Genomic DNA, 23,245 nt, shown 5'->3' on the forward strand with positions numbered 1-23,245 from the left:
GATATCGCATTTTTCTATGCGGGCTAGGCCGCACCGGGGACCCTTACGTGTCGACCACCTTCAACAAATTCATTGAGGGACAACGGCCAAACCGTTCCCGGCCAGCGTAGCTCCATCTCACGTTTTCGGGGCCGGTAGACAGCCGTATACAGTGTCCCGAAACCAGCATTAAACGCCGTCGAGTAAAGCGGCGGCTTGAGGAAAGCACCGATGAATTTCTCTTCTGGGTCACGGTGCAACGTCAGGCGCTGCAACAAGAAACGCTCACGCTCAACTGTGGCCGTGAAGCGCGCGTGACTGACCCACTCGACGTTTTCTTGATGGTTCGTCGCCACCGCGGCATGGGTAATGATTGCTGGTCGATCCGGTGCCATCATCGCCGTCAGATAGTTCCGTTTGCGGTCAAGCACGGTCACATTGTAACTCATATGCGTTGGGACACGGGCCAATACTTTGCCCGCTTCCTCCGCCGTCTCACAAGTCTGCATCACATAGCGCAGGATCAGTGGCACGCCAAAGCCCGTCCCAACAACACGCCGGCCGCCAAAAGTCAGCGAAATCGCAAGGCCTGCATCATTTACACCGTCCACGAGCCCCCAAAGCCCGTCTGACGTGCCCATGACACGCCGCCCCTGCCAGCCCGTATGGAGCACCAAGCTGTCAAAGGCATTTGCCTTGTAGTCATAGTTGCGCACCATCACTGGCTCTTTGCCTGTCCAAATCGCCTGAGAACACCCCGCCAAATAGGCAGGTGGCGTGTCAAAGCTAAGGAAGCGCGCGGCATGGTCCCCACCGCCCGCCAGTTCACACAGCTCATCATAGAGCGGCACGATCTCGGGCATGTGAGTTGTCAAAGCACGGCGTGATTGGGCGTAGGTCGGGCGTGCCTTATCGCCTTCCTTGAGCCACCAGCGATGGTAGTCAGGCCAGTATTCGTTGAACAGCCCAGCCCATTTCGGACCGGGCTGTTCTTCTGATATTGCACGCCACAGCATCTGTGGGCCTTCCTGATACTAGAGTATTTTGAACGCTGGGTCCGCCAGCGCAGGACCTGCTTCTGCCACGGCAAGTGGCTTGCCGTCTACCGTCCGTTTGATGCCATGGATCCATTTCTTGGCCCGTTCATTGAGCTGGAAGGCTTTTGTCATCGACCGGCCGCGCGTGACCAGAATGCCGATGTCCGCACCTTCATAGCGGTAATCGCCCGGCTGCAAAATCCGCAAGAAGAACGCTTCGTTTTCGCTCTCCACGGCGCGGCGGTGATAATCAAAACGGTCGAACACAACACGCCCGTCTTCTAGCATCTTGTAGATGCCAGTTTCAGGGGACGCGGTGCAAATATCCACGTTGTCATCGGTGTGTTTGATGACCATCTGGCTCCAACTGTCGATCATATCTGGGTTGGCCCAACGGTTGTTCAGCTCGGATGTGTCCAGCTCGAACTTCTTCTTGGAAAACTCAAGCAAGTGGAACAGGAACAATGGCGCGTCCGCATGGGCAAAGGCCGCGTGATTTGTCATCGAAGACGCACCTGTGATGCGCGGGTTCAGCTCACCCAACCACAAATCGCCTGTCTTTTTATCGATCAGGAAGTCGAGCTCGAAATACCCGCGGTAGCCTTCCTTGCGCAACTGTTCCCCAAACTTAAACGTCAGTTCCCGGGCCTTCTGGCGGACTTTTGGTGGAAAGGCAGTGGAAAGGATTTCGTTGCCACACCAGCCACCACGATAAGGCGTCAGGTCTTTGAAACCGACAAGTTCGGTCATCAGGGGACCAACGATTGTCCCTTCTTTGGTCGCACAGGCCTCGATCGCGGAGCCTCGGCAATCAATGCGTTTCATGATCTTGATCTCGCCTTCGCCGATGATTTCATGCTCGTGGCGGCGAAAATCAGCTTCGGATTTGATAAAGAACGTGGTGTGACCGCTGTCGCCAAAGGCTGATTGCAGCACCAGATCATGGCCAATCCCAGCCTTTTCGCAAGTTGCACGCAGGTTTTCATAGCTTTTGACTTCGGCCAGAACGTTGGGCACCGAAGGCACACCAGCTTTGTTACCGATGCGGACAGTTTCGATCTTGTTGTCCATTTTCGTGCGCAGCTTGGCCTTTGGGAACCATACATCCGCGCCAAGTTCTTTTGAAAGGCGCTCGGTTTCTTCGTCGAACATTAGGAAGACAAATTTTGGCTTACCGCCACGCCGCTTGATAAAGTCGATGACCTCTTTGTGCTGCAGCAGGTAATTGTTGATGTCCTCAATGGACTGGAATTCCGCATGCGGCTGTTCGGATGGGCAGAACACGTTGGGATGCTTCCCACCGTAACAGTCAATGTAACAGATATATTTGAAGTTCTTCACCCATTCATCAAGACCCAACAGGTTAAAGTTGGTCGCCGAAATGAAATAGACGGGGTCATCGTTCCGGTGAAAGAACCGGCGAATTTCAGAGATATTTTTGAGCACAGTTGCTGACATAATGTAGGTCCTTTTTATTCCGGGGAAGACAGAAGGTTCTTTTGGCGCACCTCGTCCAGCGCCTCTTTGGTAAACACACGCAGACCCAGATCCGGGCGGTAGCCGTGGATCTCACTGACATCGAGCGCGCGCATAAACGACAGGATTTCCTGGCTGACCACCTGTCCGGGGACAAGGATCGGAAATCCGGGTGGATAGGGGATGATGAAGCTGGCCGAGACAACCGTTTCGCCCGAATCCATCGCGGCCTTTAACGAGCCATTCAGCTCAAGGTAATCGCAGTTGTTTTCGTCGTAGGACAAAAAGAAAGCCGTTCGAATATCGCCTTCGGGCGTCACATCATCTGCGCGAAATGCCTCATGGAACCGACTGAAATCAGGCAGCGGCGGGTAGTGTTCCATCAAGTTGGCGACACGCTTGTCAAACGATAGCTTTTCCATCCGACTGGCATCGTCATGCAAATCATCTAGCGATTTGGCAATCTCCACCAACACCTCAATCAGATATGCAACGCTCGACCGCGTTGTGCCGATGTTGGTCATGAACAAAACCGTATTGCGCGATGTCTTGTTGATTTGGATCCCGTAGCGATCCATCAGGATGTCAGTCTTAAACGTATCGCCGTCCCAACCCGTACCACCAACCGCAAGCGTGACTCGCGTGGCATCAAGAACGAACTCGTCCATCTCCCAGCAGTCCCACATGTCGGTCCAGCCCTGTTCGGTATCATAGTAACTCGTCACGCCGCTTTCGCGGTGCTGTTCAGGTATCATGTCGCCCGCTGTCAGAACCTTGAAATACTTGCTGAGAAGTGGGTGATCTGTGATCGCACGGCGCATCGACATGGCCGCCTCGATCTGGCGTTGGACAAATTCGAAACCTTCCAACTCAACCTGCCGGCGCCCCACATCAAGCGACGCGATGATCTGGTAGTTTGGCGACGTCGACGTGTGCGTCATGTAGGCTTCATGGAATGATTGCTCCACCTCGCCTTTAAAGTCCTGATCGTTGACATGGATCATTGAACCCTGCCGCAGCGACGTCAGCGTTTTATGTGTGGATTGCGTGGCATACACCCGAACCCGCGCATTGGGCGCAGGGATCAGACGGGTGTTGAGCAGTGTTTCTTCATCCGCATCTTTCAGCGCTTCCTGCTGGGCTTCGTAAGCCTTGGCATGGGCCTCCGTTTTGAACTTGATGCGCAGCGTGTTGGCCGCGTTCATCCCGGTCCGCTGGCGGTAGGTTGGATTAAAACGGGCAAAGGCAAACCATGCTTCATCCCAGAGGAAAATCAGGTCTGGCTTGATCGCCAGACACTCTTCCATCACACGCTCCACGTTGTAGACCAGACCGTCAAATGTGCAGTTGGTCAGCAAGAGCATCCGAACTTTGTTCAACTTGCCAGCCGCTTTGAGTTTCAAGAGCTGATGCTTGACCTCGGACAGGGGCACCGCACCGTACATCGAATATTTGCTCAACGGATAGCTATCGAGATAGCTAACCTGCGCACCGGCCAAGACCATGCCGTAGTGGTGTGATTTGTGGCAATCGCGGTCGACCAAAACGATATCGCCGGGACGCACAAGCGCCTGCACAACGATCTTGTTACAGGTCGAGGTGCCGTTGGTGGCAAAGAAAGTCTGCTTGGAGCCGAAAGCCCGCGCGGCAAGTTCTTGCGCCTCCTTTATCGGCCCATGCGGTTCCAGCAAACTATCAAGCCCGCCGGATGTTGCAGAGGTCTCTGCCAAGAAAATATTGGGGCCATAAAACGCCCCCATGTCTTGGATCCAATGTGACCGGGTGATCGATTTCCCACGGCTGATCGGCATCGCGTGGAAAACGCCGGTAGGCTGTTTGGAGTATTCGACGAGGGCGGTGAAAAAGGGTGATTTATTCCGAGCCTGAACGCCGCGCAGGATGTTCAGGTGCAACTCCATAAAGTCTTCTTGGTTATAGAAAACGCGGCGGCAAATACCCAAATCTAGACCGGCAATGTCTTCAACTGAGCGTTCGGTCACCAAATAAGCGTCAAGCTCAGGCCGCACTTTGGCGATCATCCGGCACAGCTCTGGTCCGTAGTTTTCAGGCAGCAATGCGTCGATTTCGTCCCGGCCCCCTGCACGGGCCAAATAGCGCGTGAGGATACTCTCGACCATTTTGGATTTCAGCGTCAGGCCCGGGCGCACAATCACGGCCTGAATGTTGTGATTGAACATCACCGCGATCAGCGCATCCTCAAGCGAGGGCACCACGACCGCCTCATACATAAACTGGTCTTCAGTACGGCGCATCCGCGACACATTCGATTTTAGCCAGCGTTCCTGCTGTTCGTTCACATTGTCGACAATCAGCACTTCAAAATAGGGCTTACTCATCGCGCGCGCTTCGGGGCTGAGCATGGCTTCGTCGTCGTGCTCATCCTGATTGTCTAGGCTGTCGCGCTCCAACGGAATCGTGCGACGGCGATACGCACCCGTTGTCAGCGCCCGAGTTACGCGTGTCGTGGCGAAACTCAGATCGTCGTAATGTTTATGTTCCCAAAGACGCCGCATATGGTCGAAGGCGGCCATGCCGGGAAAGGCCCAATAGGGCTCAATCAATGCCAGCGATTCAAACAAGTCACCAATGCGATTGGTTAGCGCTTTGGCATCTTTGGCTGACGGGGAGCGCGTCATCGCCCCCGTGCTTTCGCGCAATGCGCTCCACCGGTCAGATCGCAATTGAATGGCGGAGGAATAGTCGTTCATAGAATGCATCGGTCGTTCTCCGCTGGGGCGGGGTAGGCCTTTGCATTCTTCGGGGTGGCACAGTGTGGCACCACCCCAAAAGCTTGCGTAGGCCTAGCCGCTAGATGTTTCGCCTGACCCGGTAAGAACGCCGGGTTTGACGGGTGGGTTTGGCTGCGCCGCAACCGGTGCAGGCGTTGGTGCCGCCTGGGGTTGAGACGCGGTGCCAGCTGTTGGGTTCGGCATCGGTTCTGGTGCAAAATCTGGCTGTGAATCGGTCAAATTTGAAGCAGCTTCCGTACCTTTGTAGATGGGCACTTCAGGTACGCTTTGCGCGGGTACGTCCACATGCAGGCCTGCTCGCGATCCTTGCTGAGGGGTCTCAAGTGGGCCAAGGGTTTGCAGGTAGGCATCCGTGCCACTGCTGCGGTCATAGACAGAAAAGTCAGTCGAGCGGTCGCGGAAGGATTTAAGCACCTGGCCCAATCCTTTCATGCCCGTTTCACGCTGACGGCGGACCATGGATAGATCCACTTCAATCGGGAACATGTCTTCTTGACCCGCAGATTGATGCAGCACCATGGATGTCGGGTCGATAACGCAGGATTTGCCCACGCCGCCCGCGCCCAAACCATTCACATCGATGATATAGCATTGGAATTGTGCCGCTGTGGCCCGCGCAATGGCAAGCTCTGCATCGCGGTCCGTGGTGCCTGTCAACACCGGGTGCAATAAGACCTCGACGCCTTGGCTGGTGAGTTGGCGCGTGGTTTCCGGGAACCAGATGTCGTAGCAAATCGACAGGCCAAAGCGGCCCACATCCGGTACGTCAAATACACAGAATTCAGTGCCAGCCGCGACGCCCGTCTCGTATGGCCGAAACGGAAACATTTTGGCGTAGCGGCGGATAATCTCGCCTTCAGGGTTGATCACGACGGACGTGTTATAGATGCGCCCATCTGCTGCGTCGCGCAAGAACATCGATCCGGGGATCAGCCAGACACGGTGCTTGCGCGCAGCGGCTTGAAACACCTCAAGAGTATCGTTTTCGGCCGGCAGGGCATAACGGTCAAGCGGGCCGAACGGCGCCAGTTCCGAGAACAGCACCATTTGCGTCCACGGGAAACGCGCCATCAGGATATCCAGCCGATGGATCATACCATCGACGTTGGATTGCAGTGCATTCACGTACATCTGTACGCCAGCAATTGCGAAAGGGGTCATATCAATTCACTCCGGTACGGGCGACGGGGCGAGGAACATCCTCGCCGCACCAACCGCCTGAGCCGTTCATTACGCCCAATATGCGCGATGTGAAACAGCCCACGTGACAACATTCCGTGCACCTGTTGCAAATCTCATATGCGCTCCCTGAGAAGATGACCCTTACGCCGCCGCCGGGCGCGGCCCGCGCGCATTACGGCCCCTTTGCAGGAAGACAACCAGCCCCAAAAGCAGCAGTGCCGGGATGAACATCAGGTACTTGGAGGGTTGCCCCACAGGCTTCAGAACCCGCAGAACTTCTTGATCCCAATCAAGTCCGGCAGATTGTGCCGCACTGTCATAGACGACGTCATCCACAATCATCTTGTCCCCGTCCTGGCGGAAGACCAAACCCGCAGCTTCAAGCTTTTCTTCGCCCGTCGCCCCGTCGCCAATTGGCAACAATGCGACGAATTCAATCGGGTCACCCAGATCGTTCAAACCTGCCACCCGCAAGCGTAGTTCTTCGCCCGCTGGTGTATCTTGTGCTGCTTGCACGATCGCTGAAGGCTCTTGCTCAGAATATGGCGGTGAGACCATATCCATCCAGAATCCCGGACGGAAAAGCGTAAAGGCGATCAACAACAACGCGATGCTTTCATAGAACCGGTTTTTGGCCAAGAACCACCCTTGGGTCGCTGCAGCAAAGAGCAACATGGCTATGGTCGCGACCACAAAGACAAAGAGCCCTTGCGCCCACGTCACACCAATCAACAGCAGCTCTGTGTTAAAGATAAACAGGAACGGCAGGGCCGCTGTGCGCAAGCTATAGAAAAATGCGACCACGCCTGTTTTGATCGGATCACCGCCCGACACAGCCGCCGCAGCAAAGCTCGCGAGGCCGACGGGTGGCGTCACATCCGCCATGATGCCGAAGTAGAACACAAAGAGGTGCACCGCGATCAACGGCACGATAAGGCCGTTTTGCTGGCCAAGCGTCACGATGACCGGAGCCAAAAGCGCTGATACCACGATGTAGTTTGCCGTTGTCGGCAAGCCCATACCAAGGATCAGAGACAGCACTGCAGTGAGCAACAAGATCGCAAGAATTCTACCGCCCGAAAGCACTTCGACAACATCAGCGAGCGCAGATCCTACACCTGTCTGGCTGACGACGCCCACGATGATACCTGCTGTCGCCGTAGCGATGCCGATACCGATCATATTACGCGCGCCAGTCACCAGGCCGTCGACTAGGTCGCTGAACCCTTCTTTGACGTCATTGGCCAGACGGCTTTCGCCGCGGAAAATCGCCATCAACGGCCGCTGTGTTAAGAGGATAAACACCATGTAACCTGACGCCCAAAAGGCTGAGAGGCCAGGCGACAAACGGTCAACCATCAGCGCCCAAACCAGAACAACAACGGGCAGGATGAAGTGCAGACCAGACCGGATCGTTGGGCCCGGAAGTGGCAACGCAGTTACTGGCGCGTTCGGATCATCAAGTTCCAGCGGCTCTTCTTTGGATGCCACATAAAGCAGGCTCGCATAAACGAGGCTGAGGAACACAAAGATGATGTAGCCAGCCGTTTCTGGGAACACCGGACGGATCCAGCCCATGCCGTAATAGACGACAAATGACAGCACGCAGATCACCGCGATGGCGAAGGCGATACCGATCAGACGTTGCACAATTGGCTTTGGTGTATAGGCGCGCGGCAAACCTTCCATGCCGGCCTTCAACGCTTCGAGATGCACAATGTAGACCAGCGCAATATAGGAGATCACCGCAGGAAGGAACGCGTGTTTGACCACGTCAAAATAGGGGATGCCGACATACTCGACCATCAAAAAGGCCGCGGCCCCCATGACTGGCGGCATGATCTGGCCATTGACCGATGATGCAACTTCGACAGCGCCGGCTTTTTCAGATGAAAAACCAACCTTTTTCATCAACGGGATCGTGAATGTCCCTGTCGTTACAACGTTGGCAATCGATGAGCCCGAAATCAGGCCCGTCATCGCAGAAGACACAACAGCTGCTTTTGCAGGGCCGCCTTTCATGTGACCCATCAAGCTGAACGCAACTTGAATAAAGTAGTTACCGGCACCCGCACGGTCCAACAGCGAGCCAAACAGCACGAAGAGGAACACAAACGAGGTCGAAACCCCAAGGGCGATGCCAAATACACCTTCGGTCGTGATCCACTGGTGGTTCACAATTTCCGACAGGCTGTTGCCTTTGTGGGCGATGATGCTTGGCATATTTGGGCCAAGAACGGTGTACATCAGGAACACACTCGCCACGATCATCAGCGCAGGCCCAAGGGCGCGGCGCGTTGCCTCAAGCAAGATCATCAGACCTGTAACGGCAACCACATAGTCTTGCAGGATCGGGGCACCAACGCGGTCCGCGATCTCCCGGTAGAACATAAAGAGATACAGCGCGCAGAGTGAGCCAACGATAGCCAATGCCCATTCCCAGATTGGTATGCGATCCTTGGGCGAGCCAAGCAATACCGTCGCCACAACACCGGCCGCGGGGATCGGGATCCACCAGATGGGCGTCGCGTCCTTGGCGCTGATCATAAAGAGCGCGGCAAGAGCGACAGGTACAATTACACCGAGGCCGACCTGAAATTTTGTTCGGGCAGCCGGAAAGGCCATGATGCCGAGGAAGATGGCAAATCCAAGGTGGATCGACCGCGCTAGCGTATCATTGAAAAGGCCAAAGGGCGACGCGATGTAAAGCTGAAACAGCGACCAAGCCAGTGCCACCAGCATGAGGAACGTCCCCACAAAGCCTGCGGCGGATCTGCCGCCGGTATCAGAGGATGCGACAAGTTCATCAAGTTCAGATTGCGAAAGCCCGCCCCGCCCATCGGCGGCTGCTTCAACGGCTGCGGCTTGCTGTTGATTCTTGTCTGACATGGTCGTCCCCCTGCTGCCTCGCCTTAGGGCGAATGCGTTTGTAAGTAGTGTCGTATCGTAAATGGCGCGGCGGCAGTATTCCTGCCGCCGCGCCATTATTTCAGGTCAGATTACTCAATCCAGCCTTGTTCTTTGTAGTACTTCGCAGCACCGGAGTGCAGCGGAGCAGATAGACCGTCCGAGATCATTTCTTCTTGCTTGAGGTTCTCAAACGCAGGGTGAAGGCGCTTGAAGCGGTCAAAGTTGTCAAACACCGCTTTAACGGTTTCATAGACGAGGTCATCGTCCACATCCGCAGATGTCACGAATGTCGCTTTCACGCCGAAAGTTTTGGTCTCGTTATCGGAACCTTTGTACATGCCGCCGGGAATGGAGGCTGCAGCATAGTAAGGGTTATCCGCGATCAACTTGTCGATGGCAGGGCCTTCAACCGGTACCATTACCGCGTCGACGGTTGAAACCGCTTCCTGAATGGAACCATTTGGGTGGCCAACAGTATAGATGATTGCGTCAACTTTGTTGTCACCCAATGCGGCGGCTTGCTCGGCTGGCTTCAGCTCGGATGCGAGTGCGAAGTCGTCCAAGGTCCAACCAAGAGCGTCCATCACAACCTTCATTGTGGCATACTGACCAGAGCCAGGATTGCCAATATTCACGCGCTTACCTTTGAGGTCTTCGAATGAACTGATGCCAGCGTCGGCACGTGCGATGACCGTGAAGGGTTCACCATGTACAGAAAATACAGCGCGCTCTTTGTCGAATTTGTTATCGGCAAATTCTGACGTGCCGTTATAGGCGTGAAACTGCCAGTCGGACTGAGCAACGCCCATGTCCATATCGCCCGCTTTGATCGCGTTGATGTTTGCGATAGAGCCACCAGTTGAAGGTGCTGTGCACTTCAAACCATGATCGGCAGAGCCACGGTTTACCAAACGGCAGATCGACTGACCCACAACAAAGTAAACACCAGTCTGACCGCCGGTCCCGATGGTGAGGAATTTTTCCTGAGCAAATGCTGTTGTGCCGGCCATCATGGCCCCAGCAAACGCAAGTGTCTTGAGTAGTTTCATTCTTGGTCTCCCTAAATATTATTTCGCTGATGCCATTGTTGGCCTCAGTCGTGGCATTTTGATATAATCAAGCCAGACGAGCAGCTCCATCACACCAATTCTCACCGGGATTACTTTCATTTCAACGATAAAGTGAAAGGGCCCGCCAGATTCTATCTGATCAGGTTATGCACGTTTGATATATTGAGCAAGAGCAACGTCGGCAGCACGATCCAATCTTGCCCAAACCCCTAACTTTGAACTCAAATTCCCGCAGTCGTAGAATATATACGCAAGTCAATCCCATGCCGTGTTTAATAAATTCACCAACCCACTGCGTTTTTACACGCCCCATTTGGAGGGCATTGGGTGCGGGTATGCTAAGATAAGCTGAAAAATCACGTTCTCGGCCGCTGGAATCAGTAGTGCTGAACGTTTCTGGCAAGGCCCGTGTTGCACGTGGCCCGGTGGTCAGAAAGACGACCCTTGCCGGATGTTTCTTGATCATTTCCGATCTGCCCGAAGTGGATACCCCCGAACCCTTGGGCTGATGTTGGACCCAGAGCAATGAGACGTCATCCGCATTGCGCCGGACTGGCCGATAATGGGCGGGGGTGCTTTAAGTTTGCGATAGGGGCAGCGTCACCAATCCGAAACAATGCGCTTTCGGGTCAGAAGATGTGCCGCGTATTTGTTGATCGAGCCTTTAGGCGATTTCAACCGACGTTCACAGTGCGCAGACTTTTTGCGATACAAGCCAGGTGGCGCATGTCAGTTCCGCAGCAACCGCCCAGTATGTTGATATTTGGGTACATCCTATGAATATTGGCAAGTTGCTGACCTAACTCCTCGGGGTGGCCATCGTCTAACACCTCAGATTCGTCCAATTCCTCGTGGCTGCAACGTGATGCGTTTGCGACAATGCCCTTTAGTCGGTTCATCCAAGGCGCATTTGAAAGGATTTGGCCAAAATGATCCGGGTGTGCGCAATTTATCATGAAGTAGGAGGCATAGCCGTCGGTTGATTGATCAACGGCCTCGATTGCGTCTCCCAAAGAGAGGCCCGTCGGCAAGGATCCGTCTGTCTCGACCGTAAAGGCGATAACGATAGGAACCTTGTGCTTCTGCGCGGCTTGAACCATTCCAATCGCCTCTTCAGGGTAGGCCATTGTATAACCACTGATCAAATCTGCTTCAGTTTTTGCAAGTATTCCAATTTGTTCTGAGTGATATTCTTCCGCTTGGTCCGCCGACATTTGCTCGGATGGCGCATAGGCGTCAGCTCTTGGTCCCACATTTGCACTGATAAGTGTTGGCAGGTCGCCAAAAGCTTCGCGCGCCGCCACCAAAAACTCAATGGATTGGATGTTCCTGTCTTTTAGTGTCGCAGGTGTGTACCCAATTGCCGCGCCACGATCCCGGTTTGCAACCCAGGTGTGGCTCTCAAGGATAACGCCAAGATCAAATTTCCGAGCAACTTCGATTAGGTTTTGAATGTACTGCTTAAGCAGAGCCCGCCCCTTCTCCGTTTCCAAAAATGGGTAGGTTGCAAAGCCCGGCAAATCCACGCCTTCGGTAAACAAGAGATCGGTCTCCATACCCACATAGGTTAGAAATCGCCCGCCATCCAATTGGGGTAGCTTCTTCGCGTATCGTGCCATCCGGCCATTCCCTTCGCACAAAACATCCGTTTAGAAGAATTTAGCTCATGGGTATATTTTCACCAAATGCGCCCTTGGCCGGACCATCTAACGCCCCAGACTGCATCAGGAATGGAATCCCGCCAAAGACAGATTGGCTGTCAGAACAGGTCTGCGGGTAGTTAGGCAGCGTTGTGCTTCGGCCGTTTTGCCCAGTTTCAGAAGCACATTCGCATATGTCAGTTCCAAAAGATCTCGCTGCGCTCGGCTTCCTCCAAGACGTTCCGTTGACCCCATGACCTGGCCAAGTTCCTCCAAGGCATCGCTCCAATTTTCACGCGCGATCGCGCCCCAAGCCTGTGCAAGGGGTTTAACAAGATCGCCGGCAAAGCCCTTGGCGGTATCCGAAATATGAGCCAGACGGTCCCCGTTTCCTGCCATTGCGTGGCTCAACGCGGCGTGCATGTCCGCAAAGCTCTGGCCTGTTTCGGGAAAGAAACGCTGTGCATAGTCGCTGAGCGCCGACCAGCGAACAGGGTCTACGGATAGCCCGGCCATCTCAGCGCGGTACAAAATGGCCGCCGTGTCGGTAAGGACATTGATCGGCAGTCCTTTTGCTGCGCCAGGGCCAACGCCAGCATCTATTGCGGCCCACATCCCTGCTTCATCGCCGTCGTGCAAAGCCCAAAGGGCGGAATGCCAGCTTAAGTGTCCATGCAAGATTGCGCGATCGTCATAATCCGACAACCAGCCCGCTAGGTACTGGCGGCCCGCAGCGGTTTCGCCCCCTTCATATTGCGCATGTGATTTGAAATGTGCGGCATTTGCGTTGCGTGGGTTCAGGGCAAGGGATTTGTCCATCAACCTTGTCGAGGCATCGATTTGGCCTGTTTCGCACAGCGACAGGGCGTGCATCGACATCATCCACCAGTCATCTCCATAATGCGGCAAAAGCGCTGAAGTATAAGCAAGCAGTTCGGCTTCTCGCCCGACCTCGCCCGAAAACCCGATCAGCCCAAACACACTGGCACAAAGCTGAGCGATAAGCGCGTCACGGGGGTAGTCGCGCACGTGGTTTTTGACCAACTCACGCGCCTGTTTTGGCTGACCAGACGAAAGAAGCACCATGCATTCGATATGCTGGCGCTGGCGACTGTCGAGGTTTGATCCAAGCTCTTGAGCGCGGGTGATCGCTGCTTTGGCCTGCGGCATCTGCCCAGACATCATCAGAGACCGAGCCAAGGCTACATGACCAAGTGCGAAATTTGGGTCGAGATCGACAGAAGATTGAAACGCGTCCGGTGCGCCAAACCCGGCCCCCAGAAACAACCGAACACCCTGATCGTAGAGATCTAGCGCGGCTTGTGAGTCCACTGAGATTTTATTTCCGTAGCCATCCGTTAGCATCATGATCTGCCCTATTCCGACCTGCGTTGTCAGAACCTTAGGGGCATAAATTGAAAAAGTCAGCATCCGGCTGGTTTACGCGGGCATCTCCACCGAAGCGTTGGCAACGGAGTTCGCACAGAAAACGGGTTTTTTAAGACGGCGTTGCCACAAGGGAATTCGGTTATTTTTGGTTCAGTATGGAATGTGAGATGAACGCGGCTTTGGTGTGAAGGCGAAATCGATGATGCCGACATTCTCGACATCAAGTCACCGACGGACCAATTATAAGCATGCGCCAATTTTCGATCTGGACTACCCAAGAGGCGCTGCTCGCAGTGTGAGATGCAGAGATTGTCCAAATATGCCGAAAACGGCGATACTTTTGACAACTTTTGACTTAGCGTCCCTACAACAATTGTCCTTTTCGCTACATGGTGACCATATGAAACATCGAATTACTGCGCATGCGATGGGTGCTCTTTGTTCCGCTCTGAGTATTTTTGTCGCGCCCGGCACGACGCACGCGGAAGAAGGTCAGTCCATTTCCAGCCAAGCGAGCGACCCAACTGCGTCCCTAATGTCCTTTCAGGTACAGAATTTTTACACGCCTAATCTGCATAACACCGATGAAGAACAGAACATTGTTCAGTTTCGCTCGGCTATCCCGTTCACATTGGGCGGCATCAATAACATAGCCCGCCTGACCCTCCCCTATGTGACCCAAAGCGCGAGTGGTGCGACAGGATTTGGTGACGCCACAGTCTTTAACCTTGCGGCGTTCGATCGCAATTGGGGACGGGTTGGTGTGGGTGCTGTTGCTTTGCTCCCAACGGGTGCAGATGGGGTCAGCGCGGAAAAATGGGGTATCGGTCCGGCGTTTGGTTTTGTTGCCCGTCCTTCTTGGGGCCTTGCAGGGCTTTTCAACCAGAACATTCTCACAGTTGCTGGCAATGACGACCTTCCAGATATTAATATTTCAACGGTCCAACCTATCCTTTCCGCGTCCCTTGGAGAGGGTTGGTCTTTTGGCGCTTCTGATATGACAGTTGTCTATGACTGGGACCGAAGTAAATTCACCAGTTTGCCGCTTGGCATGAAAGTCTCCAAGCTTACAAAGATCAGCGGCTTACCAGTGCAGTTCCAAGTCAGCTACGAGCGCAACTTTTACGACGAAGGCCGCGGCCCAAAAGATACGATCGGTTTCACAGTAAAATTGCTCGTCCCCAAATAGAGATCCCAGGTGCATCCGGTCCTCCCATCTTTCGCTTCAGGTTTTTCTGCCGAAGATTGGGAGTGTCGATCGAAGGGTAATCAGTTTGCCGCTTTGGTTTGACTTGGGTTTGGTATCCTGTGATCCACGCCCAGCTCTGCGGATATCCGCAGAGGCGTCTTTGCCCTCGTTCCATGTGCTATTTACATAACGCGTGATGCCGTATCACAATTGAACCTTGGGAGAGGTCAATGCCAGTTGAGACACCTAGAGCGCGCGCACCGGGACGGATGCGTACCAGTATTCTCGGCGTGCTGCTTTTTACTGGCGTGCTCGCGACCGCCGCAACTTTCTTTGGGGCGCAACATTATTTCGAGCGTCTTGAGACACAGGCGGCCTCAAATCGTATGGCGCTTTATCTGCGTGCGCTCAACGAAACGCTGCGCCAGCATCAGCACTTGCCCTTTGTTCTAGCACGCGACCCTCGGTACGCGCAGGCTCTGCATCCCACAACCGTCAAGACCGACATAAACGATCGGCTCGACCTGTTGGCACAAGAAGCCAAGCTGGAAGCGATATATTTGATGGATGCGACCGGGCTCGTGCTTGCCACGTCAAATGCTACCCAGCCCCATAGCTTTCTTGGTCAAAACTATGGGTTTCGACCCTATTTCCAGGACGCGTTAAATGGTCAACGTAGCGACTATTTTGCAATCGGTGCGACGTCAGGTCGGCCAGGGTACTTCGTGGCGGAACCGGTGTCATTTGCAGCAGATACCCCAAAAGGCGTTATCGCGATCAAGCTGGATGTAAGCGAATTGCAGCGATCCTGGGAGAGCGACAGTGAAACGGTTGTAGCCTTAAACAAAGACAATATCGTCGTGCTCGCCTCGAACCCTGATTGGCTGTACCGGCCCGTCGACACCCTTGCACCTGAAGTGCGCAGTGCCATCCTGCAAAGCCGTCAATTTGGTGCCGAACCTTTGGCCCCATTAGATTGGTCCTTTCTAGATAGTAACCGGATTGCAGTTGAAGGGACCACCTATTTGCGGGCATCGGGATCGTCCGAATGGCGCGACTGGACCGTCCATTACTTACAGCCGGAAAGTGTGATCTTGCGCCAAACACTTCTGAGCACTGTCATGTTTGGCAGCATCATCGCCATTCTGCTCGGTTTTGCCACGTTCCTCAGATCACGCCGGATCGAATTGGCCTATACCGCATCCGAGCAGCAACGTGGCGAGCTGATTGAAAAAAACCACCAACTTGAACAGGCGCAAACCGAGTTGGCGCGCAGTGCAAAACTGGCGGCCCTCGGACATCTGGCAGCATCCGTCACGCATGAATTAGGGCAACCGATCAGCGCGTTTCGCAACCATCTTGCCGCAGCAGAGATGGGAAATGAAATCACCTCGGCCAAGACGGCCACAAGTTTGAACAAACTTGTCGACCGGATGGAGGCGATCACGGGGCAATTTAGGTTCTTTGCACGCGGGCGGGTTGATAAGAAAGCCGATGTAGATTTGGCGACAGTTCTGGGCGAGGTTGAGCAATTATTGAGCACGGAAATCGCAACCGGAGGGATTGATTTTCGCTCTGCAGACCTGCCCGAGCCCATTTTTCTGCATGCGCATCAAGTGCAGCTGGAGCAGGCTTTTACCAACCTTCTAAAAAACGCGATTCATGCGGTTGAGGATCAATCCAACCCCAAGGTCAGCATCGATGTTGCCAAGCGTTCGGACAGCGTCGAGATACGGGTTACTGACAATGGCCCAGGTCTGGCCGGGGCCACACTCACAGACCTGCAAGAACCGTTTTATAGCACCAAGCCGTCAGGTGTTGGTATGGGATTAGGCCTCGCGATTACGACTGAGATCATCAAAGATCACGGCGGAGAGCTGACCGTTGGCCACGCCAGCAGCGGTGCGGAATTTATCGTCACACTGCCCTTTCCGGGCGACGGAGACCCAACATGAGCAAAGCCACAGTACTTGTCATAGATGACGACCGCGGGATGCGTGTTTCGCTGGCTCATTTGCTGGAAAATGCCGGCTATGAGGCTGTGATTGCCAAGAATGCACATGACGGTCTGGAGGCCATTCACCTAAATGCCCCGGATGCGATCCTGAGTGATGTGCGCATGCCCGAAATGGATGGATTGGAGTTCCAACGCAAAGCACGCGAAATCAGCCATGTACCGGTCATTTTGTTTTCAGCGCATGGCGATATTCCGATGGCCGTCAGCGCTTTGCAGGACGGCGCATACAGCTTTGTTGAAAAACCGTTTGAGCCGCGCCGCCTGCTTGGCATTCTTAAAAATGCCATTCGCATGAAGCGCCTAGAAGATAGCACGAAACTGCTTCAGAGCCGCTTGGCTGAACTGACCGACCTCGAGCGCATCCTCATCGGCAACAGCGCCCAGATCATTGCCGTACGGGATTTGATATTTGATTTTGCGGTGAGCCGCGCAAACGTTCTGATCCTTGGTGATACCGGCACCGGAAAAGAACTGGTGGCGCGCGCGCTGCACGATCTTGGCACCTCTAGCACAGCGCCTTTCGTTCCGATCAATTGCGCGGCGATCCCGCCAGAACGGTTTGAAGAAACGGTGTTCGGGACGGCCGAACACCCCCGTGGATTGATGAGTGAAGCGGATGGCGGCACCTTGTTTTTAGATGAGTTAACATCGATGCCATCTGAAACGCAGGCCAAAATATTGCGTGCGATCGAGACCAAACAATACCAGCGGGTCGGCGAAACCGAAGTCCAAAAGGTTGAGTTCCGCGTCATCAGCGCCGCCTCTGGTCAGATGTCCCAATTGATCGCAGAAAAAACCTTTCGCGAGGACCTGTTGTTTAGGTTGAACACGCTAGTGATCAAACTTCCCAGTTTGGCCGATCGTGGCGAGGACGTCCTGCTGTTGTTGCGCCATTACATGCAGCGTCTCAGTCAAATCTATGAGCTGCCGGTTCCGAAGCTGACAAATGACGATATCTCGGCGCTGATGTCTTATGATTGGCCCGGCAATGTTCGCGAATTGCAAAACGTCGCTGAGCGGCGGGTGTTGGCAGAACGACGTGGGGGCGGCTCAGTCAGGCTTGCGATTGCGCGGCAGACTTCTTTGCAGCCGTTTCCCGGTACCCTGCGCGAAGCTGTAGCGGCGTTTGAACGCGAATTGATCGGCAGGGCAATCCAAGAAGAGAATGGGCGCATGGACGACGTGGCCAGCACACTTGGCATCGGACGCCGCACGCTCAACGAAAAAATCGTCAAGCTTGATCTGGATAAAGATGCCATTTTGAACAGCTAAGTTGCCCTGCGGAAATCCGCAGGCAGATTATTTCCTTCCCTGCACTTTGCCTCATACCGCTTACTGCCAGAGTTCCCCAAGAACGTTCCAAGGCCGTTTTGCGGTTTTGAACTTGGGAGGAATAAAAATGAAAATGTTGAAAGCACTCGTTCTGAGCACCAGCTTGATCACGGCTGGCGGCGCACTCGCGCAAAGCGCCGACTACGTATTGAACACGGCGTCCACTGGCGGCACCTATCACCCGGTCGGCACAGCGATCTCGACTTTGTCGAAGATCAAATTGCTGCCGAAAGAGGATTTCTCGCTGACGGCCGTCAACTCGGCAGGCTCTGGCGCAAACGTGCAGGCGTTGTCTGCAGGCACGGCTGATTTCGCCATTTTGCAGGGTCTCTATGGCTCCTATGCAATCACCGGCACGGGCCCCGTGAGTGAACCGCAATCCAACCTTCGTTCCGTCACAATGCTGTGGCAAAACGTTGAGCAGTTTATCGTTCCGGCGGAAAAAGCCACGACCGGCACTGTTGAGGATTTAAAGGCCCTCAAAGGCATGTCCGTCGGCATGGGCAAGCAAAACTCAGGCACCATCGGATCCAACACAGTGTTGCTTGCCGGTCTTGGTCTGGATTTGGAAGCTGACTTCACTTTGATCTCAGCGGGCTACGGCCCCACGACAGATGCGTTGGCAAACGGTCAGGCTGTCGCGGCTGGTATCCCTTCAGGCCCCCCAACAGGCGCAATCACCAAATTGATGGCCTCTAACGAAGGTAAGTTCACAATCTTGGACGTGACGGCCGACGAAGCCACTGCAATGGACGGTGGTCGCAATCTTTGGGTGCCATACACAATCGCTGCTGGCACATACCCGGGTCAGAGCAATGACGTGAACACCATCGCTCAGCCAAACTTTTTGGCCGTAAACGCAAGCGTGGACGAAGAGCATGTCTATCTGCTGACCAAAGCCATGTATGAGAATCTGCCATTTTTGCAGGCGATCCACCCGGCCACGAAGGCAATGGCGGTCGAGAAAGCAATGGCCGGACTGCCGGCACCTCTGCACCCCGGTGCGGCGCGCTATTACACCGAAATGGGTTTGGAAATTCCAGCAAACCTAATCGCTGAGTAACGCTGCCACATGATCTGAAGGGCCGCTGGTAATCCGGCGACCCTTCTTTCTATTTAGGGGGGACCACAGATGACACGATCCACAGAAAACGGCCAAATGACGCGCGCCCAACTCTGGGAAATGCCGCGCGGAAAGTTTGGGCGCAACCAAGCCGTATTTGGTTTTGCGCTGCTCTTTGCGATTTGGCACGTCTTAACGAATGTCTATTTGACCGAGCCGGGCTTGTGGCAAAATGCCATCCATTTTGCAGGTTTCGCTTTTCTGGCTTCTGTGACCCTCAGTCCTTGGGGCAAAAAATCTAATCAAACGTGGGCTTGGGTGATCGACATACTTTACGGATTGCTTGTGGCCAGTGCAGCACTTTGGGTCGCTTGGGCAGAATCCGGGCTTTATGAGCGCTCTCTCGCTGTCACCGGTCTGGGCTGGCAATTTACCGCTATTGACTGGGCCGCTGGCATATTGTTGATCTTTGCGTGCATCGATCTTTCGCGCCGCGTGTCAGGTTGGGTCATCCCGATTCTGATTGGCTTATCCCTTAGCTACATCTTGTTTTTGGGCACCATGCTGCCAGGTGTTTTCCGGTCCGCAAGCCTGCCGTTGAATGACGTACTCTTTCGCACGCTTTATAATGATGAGGGGGTGTTCGGTATCCTCGCGACCATCTCTGTCACCAATATCACCTTGTTTATGATCTTTGGCGGCTTTCTGGTTGTGTCAGGTGCCAGTAACTTTGTGATCGAGGTATCCAAGGTCGTCGCAGGCCGCATCAAGGGGGGTGCGGCATTTGTTGCGGTTATTTCTTCGGCACTGACCGGCACCATCTCTGGCTCTGCCATTGCCAACACGGCCTCAACTGGGGTGATCACAATTCCGCTGATGAAGGCCAATGGATTTCGGCCGCAATTTGCCGCAGGCGTCGAGGCCGCGGCATCTACGGGAGGCCAGCTGATGCCCCCGATCATGGGCGCGGGCGCGTTCGTGATGGCGAGCTATACATCGATCCCTTACGGCACCATCGTCGCCGTTTCTGTTGTGCCCGCAATCCTCTATTTCCTGTCGGTCGCATTCATCGTGCGGATTGAGGCGGTAAAATATGACGCAGGTGCCAAGATTGACCTGACGGTAGACCGCAGAAAAATGATCTCTGGCGGGTTGGTTTTTGTCATTCCCTTGGCCGTCATGATCTGGTTGCTTCTGTCTGGCGTCACTCCACCCTATGCGGCCTGCTGGGCCATCGTGGCGGTCATCGGCACCTCATGGGCCACGAGCGTCGTGGCCTATTTTAACAAGGATGGGACATTCAAACCCGTCAATATGGGCCCCTCGCGCATTGCCGAAGCTTTGGTCAGCGGCATCAGATCTGCCATCATGACGGCAATTTTGTTGACGGCCATCGGGATCATGAACAACGCAATCGTCACTAGCGGTGTGGGCAACGGATTTTCGTTGATGATCGCCCAATGGTCGCAAGGGTCCCTCGTTCTGGCCATCGCGCTGATCGCTTTGGCTTCGCTGGTCTTGGGCATGGGATTGCCGGTGACCGCCGCGTATATCATCCTTGCGATCCTCACGGCTCCAGCGTTGGCAGGCATCATGGCAGACGGTTTGATCGTTGAGCAGCTGATTGCAGGCATCTCGGATCCGTCTAAATCCGCGTTGTTTGCCTTGGTCGATCATCCCCTTGCCGCACAGGTGGCCAGTGGCATGACCAAACCCGAAGCGTGGGAATTGATCCGAAACATCCCATTCGAAATCGCGGTCACGATACGGCCAGTGTTGATCGATCCTTCTACGCAAACGGTCTTTTTGCTAACCGCGCATCTGATCATTTTCTGGCTCAGCCAAGACTCTAATGTGACCCCGCCAGTATGCCTCGCTGCCTTCACGGCGGCTGGCATTGCAGGGTCCCGGCCCATGGCAACCGGGTTCGAGAGTTGGAAGATCGCGAAGGGTCTTTATGTCGTCCCCTTGATGTTTGCCTACACGCCGTTGATCTCAGGTGAGTTGATTGAAGTACTTCAAATCGGGTTCTTTGCCCTGTTCGGGATTTACGCAACCAACGCCCTGATCCAATGGTACGCCGAAGGGCCTCTTAGCCCAATCACATTGCCGCTTTTGGTGCTCGGTGGCATCGGCACATATTGGCCCTTGGCATGGTTGCCCAACATCGTCGGCGCCACAGCCATCCTGATCGCGATCGCATTGTCTTCGCGCAACAAAACAGGAGCGCACATGGTGCCCGAAGGCGGGTAATGCGAGCGGCCCATGCACCAACAGCGGCATCGAGGTGTCTCGTTCTCGAGGCCGCGGTTACGCGCACCAAAGGAGCCTAATCTAGAAGGAGAGACGGCTTGCTGCTTGCCTCAAAAACGTATTGAGGGTCCGTCATCACGCAACACCACAATGTTGATCGACAATACGTTGCACCATCGGGGCGAAATGCGCGAACGGCGGTGTCTTCATATTTGCATGCTTTCCCGCTTCATCCAGAAAGCGCACAGCAATGATGTCCTCCAAATTCGGGTTCTGCTCGAATGCCTGAATTTCGGCATCATTCATCGGCCCGCCTTGAAGGTTAAGCGAATGTATCGACGCATCTGACAGCCTGTCGAAATAGGATGGCCTGGTTGCACATAAGTATCTCTTTGCAGCGACGTGATACCGCACACAGTCGGTGACGATTGTAGGGAAGTAATCCTGCAAAACCTCCGCCCCAGCGTCTTCGTGATATTTGTCTTCGGTGTCGTCCATGCTGAACATGCCAAATTCGCTGGTGAAATGACCCACATCATGCAGCAAGGCGGATACGATGATGATCTCGCGCTGACCGTTCTGTTCAGCGATCGTGGCACCTTGGAGCATATGCTCCGCCATGGTCACAGGCTCGCCAAGATATTCCTCACCGCCGCGCCGCTCAAAGATATCTTCCAGAAAAGCGACGATGTTGCTGGGGCTTAATGTGTTGAAATCGGGTTTACTCATTGGGCCGCCTCTCGCTGTTTTGCATCCAGAACCGCCAATTTCGAATTGAGTGAATCCATATCGGCATAGCACCCTTGGAACCAACGCTTACCGGTTCCTGAGTATCCTTTGCGGGCATGCAAAACGCGCCGGTTATCGACCAAGAAGCACTCACCGGGCTCAAGGCGGAATGACACTTCCATCGACGGATCATCGATGAGTTCGCCCATACGGCGGTATGCGGCATAATAGGTCTGCATATCATCAAACGGGACGTCTGTGATCGCCGCGGTTGAGCGATTGTTGAACCTGACACCGATCAACTCGCCGTCCGGTGCCAATTCGATCATGGGGCGGCGCGATTGTAGCATCACATCACCCGAACCTGCATATTCAAACGCAGCGCAATACCGCGAGAGAACGTTGAACCAATCTTCGTTGTCGGCCCGCAACCTTTCGGCCACACGAAAGCCGTCGACAACCATATTCTCCCCACCAGCAGCAGAGCTTTCGAGGCAGTATAAAACCTGAATGGTCGGCACGGGGTCCCTGTAAGGGTTGTCTGTATGTGCCTGCAATCCAGCTCCGGTATAAGCCAGATTTGTTGGATTAACTTCGGTGCGTACTTCGAAATGACGCCCGTAATTGGTCTCGCGGACATAGCCAAACAAATCCACGACACGCTCCAGCGCCAATTCTTCAACCGGACCGTTCGCCAGTTTGGCAAACCCAAAGCGCGCGATCTGGCTAAGCCAATTTTTCAATTCTGTCGGATCAGAATGAACCGCGTCGAAATCAGCAACCGGGATCCGTGACATCAAATCGCTGTCCCAGGTTTCAACCATGGACTTTGTCCACCCAGTTTGGGCAACTCCCATGCGATCGTATGCGTTTCTAAGCAGCCAGCTTAGGTCATAATCGATGGTCTTCTCTTCGGGCGAAAACGTGACGCTAAGTGTTTCACCAATCAACGCCGCAGCACTGATCAATGTTTCTTGCGGAATATCGCGCAACGCAATCAAACGCTGACCATTGTCAGCAGATCGCGTTGCCGCATCCCATGCGTTATCCCGAAGCCAAATGGCGTGGAACCTTGTCTGAGCACCACGGTCGACAATCGTCAAATATGTGCCGTCTTCAGTCAAGTTACATTCGAACATTGGTGGGATGCCTTTGGATCAAGGGTGTCTAATTCGTTGCAAATTTCCATGAGCGCGGCATAATCACAA

The 23,245-nt window shown here is 54.3% G+C and carries 16 protein-coding genes; 6 read left to right on the forward strand and 10 right to left on the reverse strand.

Translation table 11 applies throughout. The features are described from left to right. Nucleotides 1–23 precede the first annotated feature (23 nt). The 6 genes from C1J03_RS21425 to C1J03_RS21450 form a co-directional block, all read right to left on the reverse strand. The gene (locus tag C1J03_RS21425; protein WP_114888424.1) at nucleotides 24–995 is read right to left on the reverse strand and encodes a C45 family autoproteolytic acyltransferase/hydolase; all 972 of its coding nucleotides are present in this window, start codon (nucleotides 993–995) and stop codon (nucleotides 24–26) included. Nucleotides 996–1,013: 18 nt separating this feature from the next. Continuing rightward, nucleotides 1,014–2,474, reverse strand: coding sequence for a biotin carboxylase (locus C1J03_RS21430; RefSeq protein WP_114888425.1), 1,461 nt, complete (start codon nucleotides 2,472–2,474; stop codon nucleotides 1,014–1,016). A gap of 14 nt (nucleotides 2,475–2,488) precedes the next feature. Beyond that, the gene (locus C1J03_RS21435) at nucleotides 2,489–5,230 is read right to left on the reverse strand and encodes an aminotransferase class I/II-fold pyridoxal phosphate-dependent enzyme (RefSeq protein ID WP_114888426.1); all 2,742 of its coding nucleotides are present in this window, start codon (nucleotides 5,228–5,230) and stop codon (nucleotides 2,489–2,491) included. 84 nt (nucleotides 5,231–5,314) lie between these two features. Next, nucleotides 5,315–6,424: a carbon-nitrogen hydrolase family protein gene (locus C1J03_RS21440; RefSeq protein WP_114888427.1), complete on the reverse strand. Its 1,110-nt coding sequence runs from the start codon at nucleotides 6,422–6,424 to the stop codon at nucleotides 5,315–5,317. Nucleotides 6,425–6,586: 162 nt separating this feature from the next. Next, nucleotides 6,587–9,334, reverse strand: coding sequence for a TRAP transporter permease (locus tag C1J03_RS21445; protein WP_114888428.1), 2,748 nt, complete (start codon nucleotides 9,332–9,334; stop codon nucleotides 6,587–6,589). Between the two features lie 110 nt (nucleotides 9,335–9,444). Further along, nucleotides 9,445–10,404, reverse strand: coding sequence for a TAXI family TRAP transporter solute-binding subunit (locus C1J03_RS21450; protein ID WP_114888429.1), 960 nt, complete (start codon nucleotides 10,402–10,404; stop codon nucleotides 9,445–9,447). Between the two features lie 404 nt (nucleotides 10,405–10,808). Here C1J03_RS21450 and C1J03_RS26000 point away from each other — a divergent pair, with 404 nt between their 5' ends. After that, on the forward strand, nucleotides 10,809–10,934 hold the full coding sequence (locus tag C1J03_RS26000) for a hypothetical protein (RefSeq protein WP_302661610.1): 126 nt from the start codon (nucleotides 10,809–10,811) through the stop codon (nucleotides 10,932–10,934). A gap of 165 nt (nucleotides 10,935–11,099) precedes the next feature. On the opposite strand, the gene C1J03_RS21455 is transcribed toward C1J03_RS26000, so the two are convergent. Both C1J03_RS21455 and C1J03_RS21460 read right to left on the reverse strand, forming a co-directional pair. After that, nucleotides 11,100–12,044, reverse strand: coding sequence for a homocysteine S-methyltransferase family protein (locus C1J03_RS21455; RefSeq protein ID WP_114888430.1), 945 nt, complete (start codon nucleotides 12,042–12,044; stop codon nucleotides 11,100–11,102). A gap of 105 nt (nucleotides 12,045–12,149) precedes the next feature. After that, a complete protein-coding gene (locus C1J03_RS21460) occupies nucleotides 12,150–13,496 on the reverse strand; it encodes a tetratricopeptide repeat protein (protein ID WP_254694122.1) in 1,347 nt (448 codons plus the stop codon). Nucleotides 13,497–13,854: 358 nt separating this feature from the next. Here C1J03_RS21460 and C1J03_RS21465 point away from each other — a divergent pair, with 358 nt between their 5' ends. From C1J03_RS21465 to C1J03_RS21485, 5 genes are all read left to right on the forward strand, one after another. Next, the gene (locus C1J03_RS21465) at nucleotides 13,855–14,643 is read left to right on the forward strand and encodes a hypothetical protein (protein ID WP_254694123.1); all 789 of its coding nucleotides are present in this window, start codon (nucleotides 13,855–13,857) and stop codon (nucleotides 14,641–14,643) included. 230 nt (nucleotides 14,644–14,873) lie between these two features. Beyond that, nucleotides 14,874–16,598: a sensor histidine kinase gene (locus C1J03_RS21470; protein WP_114888432.1), complete on the forward strand. Its 1,725-nt coding sequence runs from the start codon at nucleotides 14,874–14,876 to the stop codon at nucleotides 16,596–16,598. Beyond that, nucleotides 16,595–17,932 (forward strand): sigma-54-dependent transcriptional regulator, encoded by a 1,338-nt coding sequence (locus tag C1J03_RS21475; RefSeq protein WP_114888433.1) that lies wholly within the window; start codon nucleotides 16,595–16,597, stop codon nucleotides 17,930–17,932. Before C1J03_RS21470 ends, C1J03_RS21475 begins: the two co-directional genes overlap by 4 nt. 127 nt (nucleotides 17,933–18,059) lie before the next feature. Further along, nucleotides 18,060–19,055 (forward strand): TAXI family TRAP transporter solute-binding subunit, encoded by a 996-nt coding sequence (locus C1J03_RS21480; protein ID WP_114888434.1) that lies wholly within the window; start codon nucleotides 18,060–18,062, stop codon nucleotides 19,053–19,055. Between the two features lie 69 nt (nucleotides 19,056–19,124). Beyond that, nucleotides 19,125–21,308: a TRAP transporter permease gene (locus tag C1J03_RS21485; RefSeq protein WP_114888435.1), complete on the forward strand. Its 2,184-nt coding sequence runs from the start codon at nucleotides 19,125–19,127 to the stop codon at nucleotides 21,306–21,308. Between the two features lie 135 nt (nucleotides 21,309–21,443). Here C1J03_RS21485 and tmpB read toward each other — a convergent pair whose 3' ends face one another. Both tmpB and tmpA read right to left on the reverse strand, forming a co-directional pair. Beyond that, complete coding sequence (tmpB, locus tag C1J03_RS21490; protein WP_114888436.1) at nucleotides 21,444–22,037, reverse strand: (R)-1-hydroxy-2-trimethylaminoethylphosphonate oxygenase; 594 nt, start codon at nucleotides 22,035–22,037, stop codon at nucleotides 21,444–21,446. Further along, nucleotides 22,034–23,176 carry a 2-trimethylaminoethylphosphonate dioxygenase gene (tmpA, locus tag C1J03_RS21495; RefSeq protein WP_114888437.1) on the reverse strand — a complete coding sequence of 381 codons (1,143 nt, stop codon included), beginning with the start codon at nucleotides 23,174–23,176 and terminating at the stop codon, nucleotides 22,034–22,036. Before tmpA ends, tmpB begins: the two co-directional genes overlap by 4 nt. Nucleotides 23,177–23,245 lie beyond the last annotated feature (69 nt).

This window comes from Sulfitobacter sp. SK012 (assembly GCF_003352085.1).
In the GTDB taxonomy this organism is placed as follows: Bacteria; Pseudomonadota; Alphaproteobacteria; order Rhodobacterales; family Rhodobacteraceae; genus Sulfitobacter.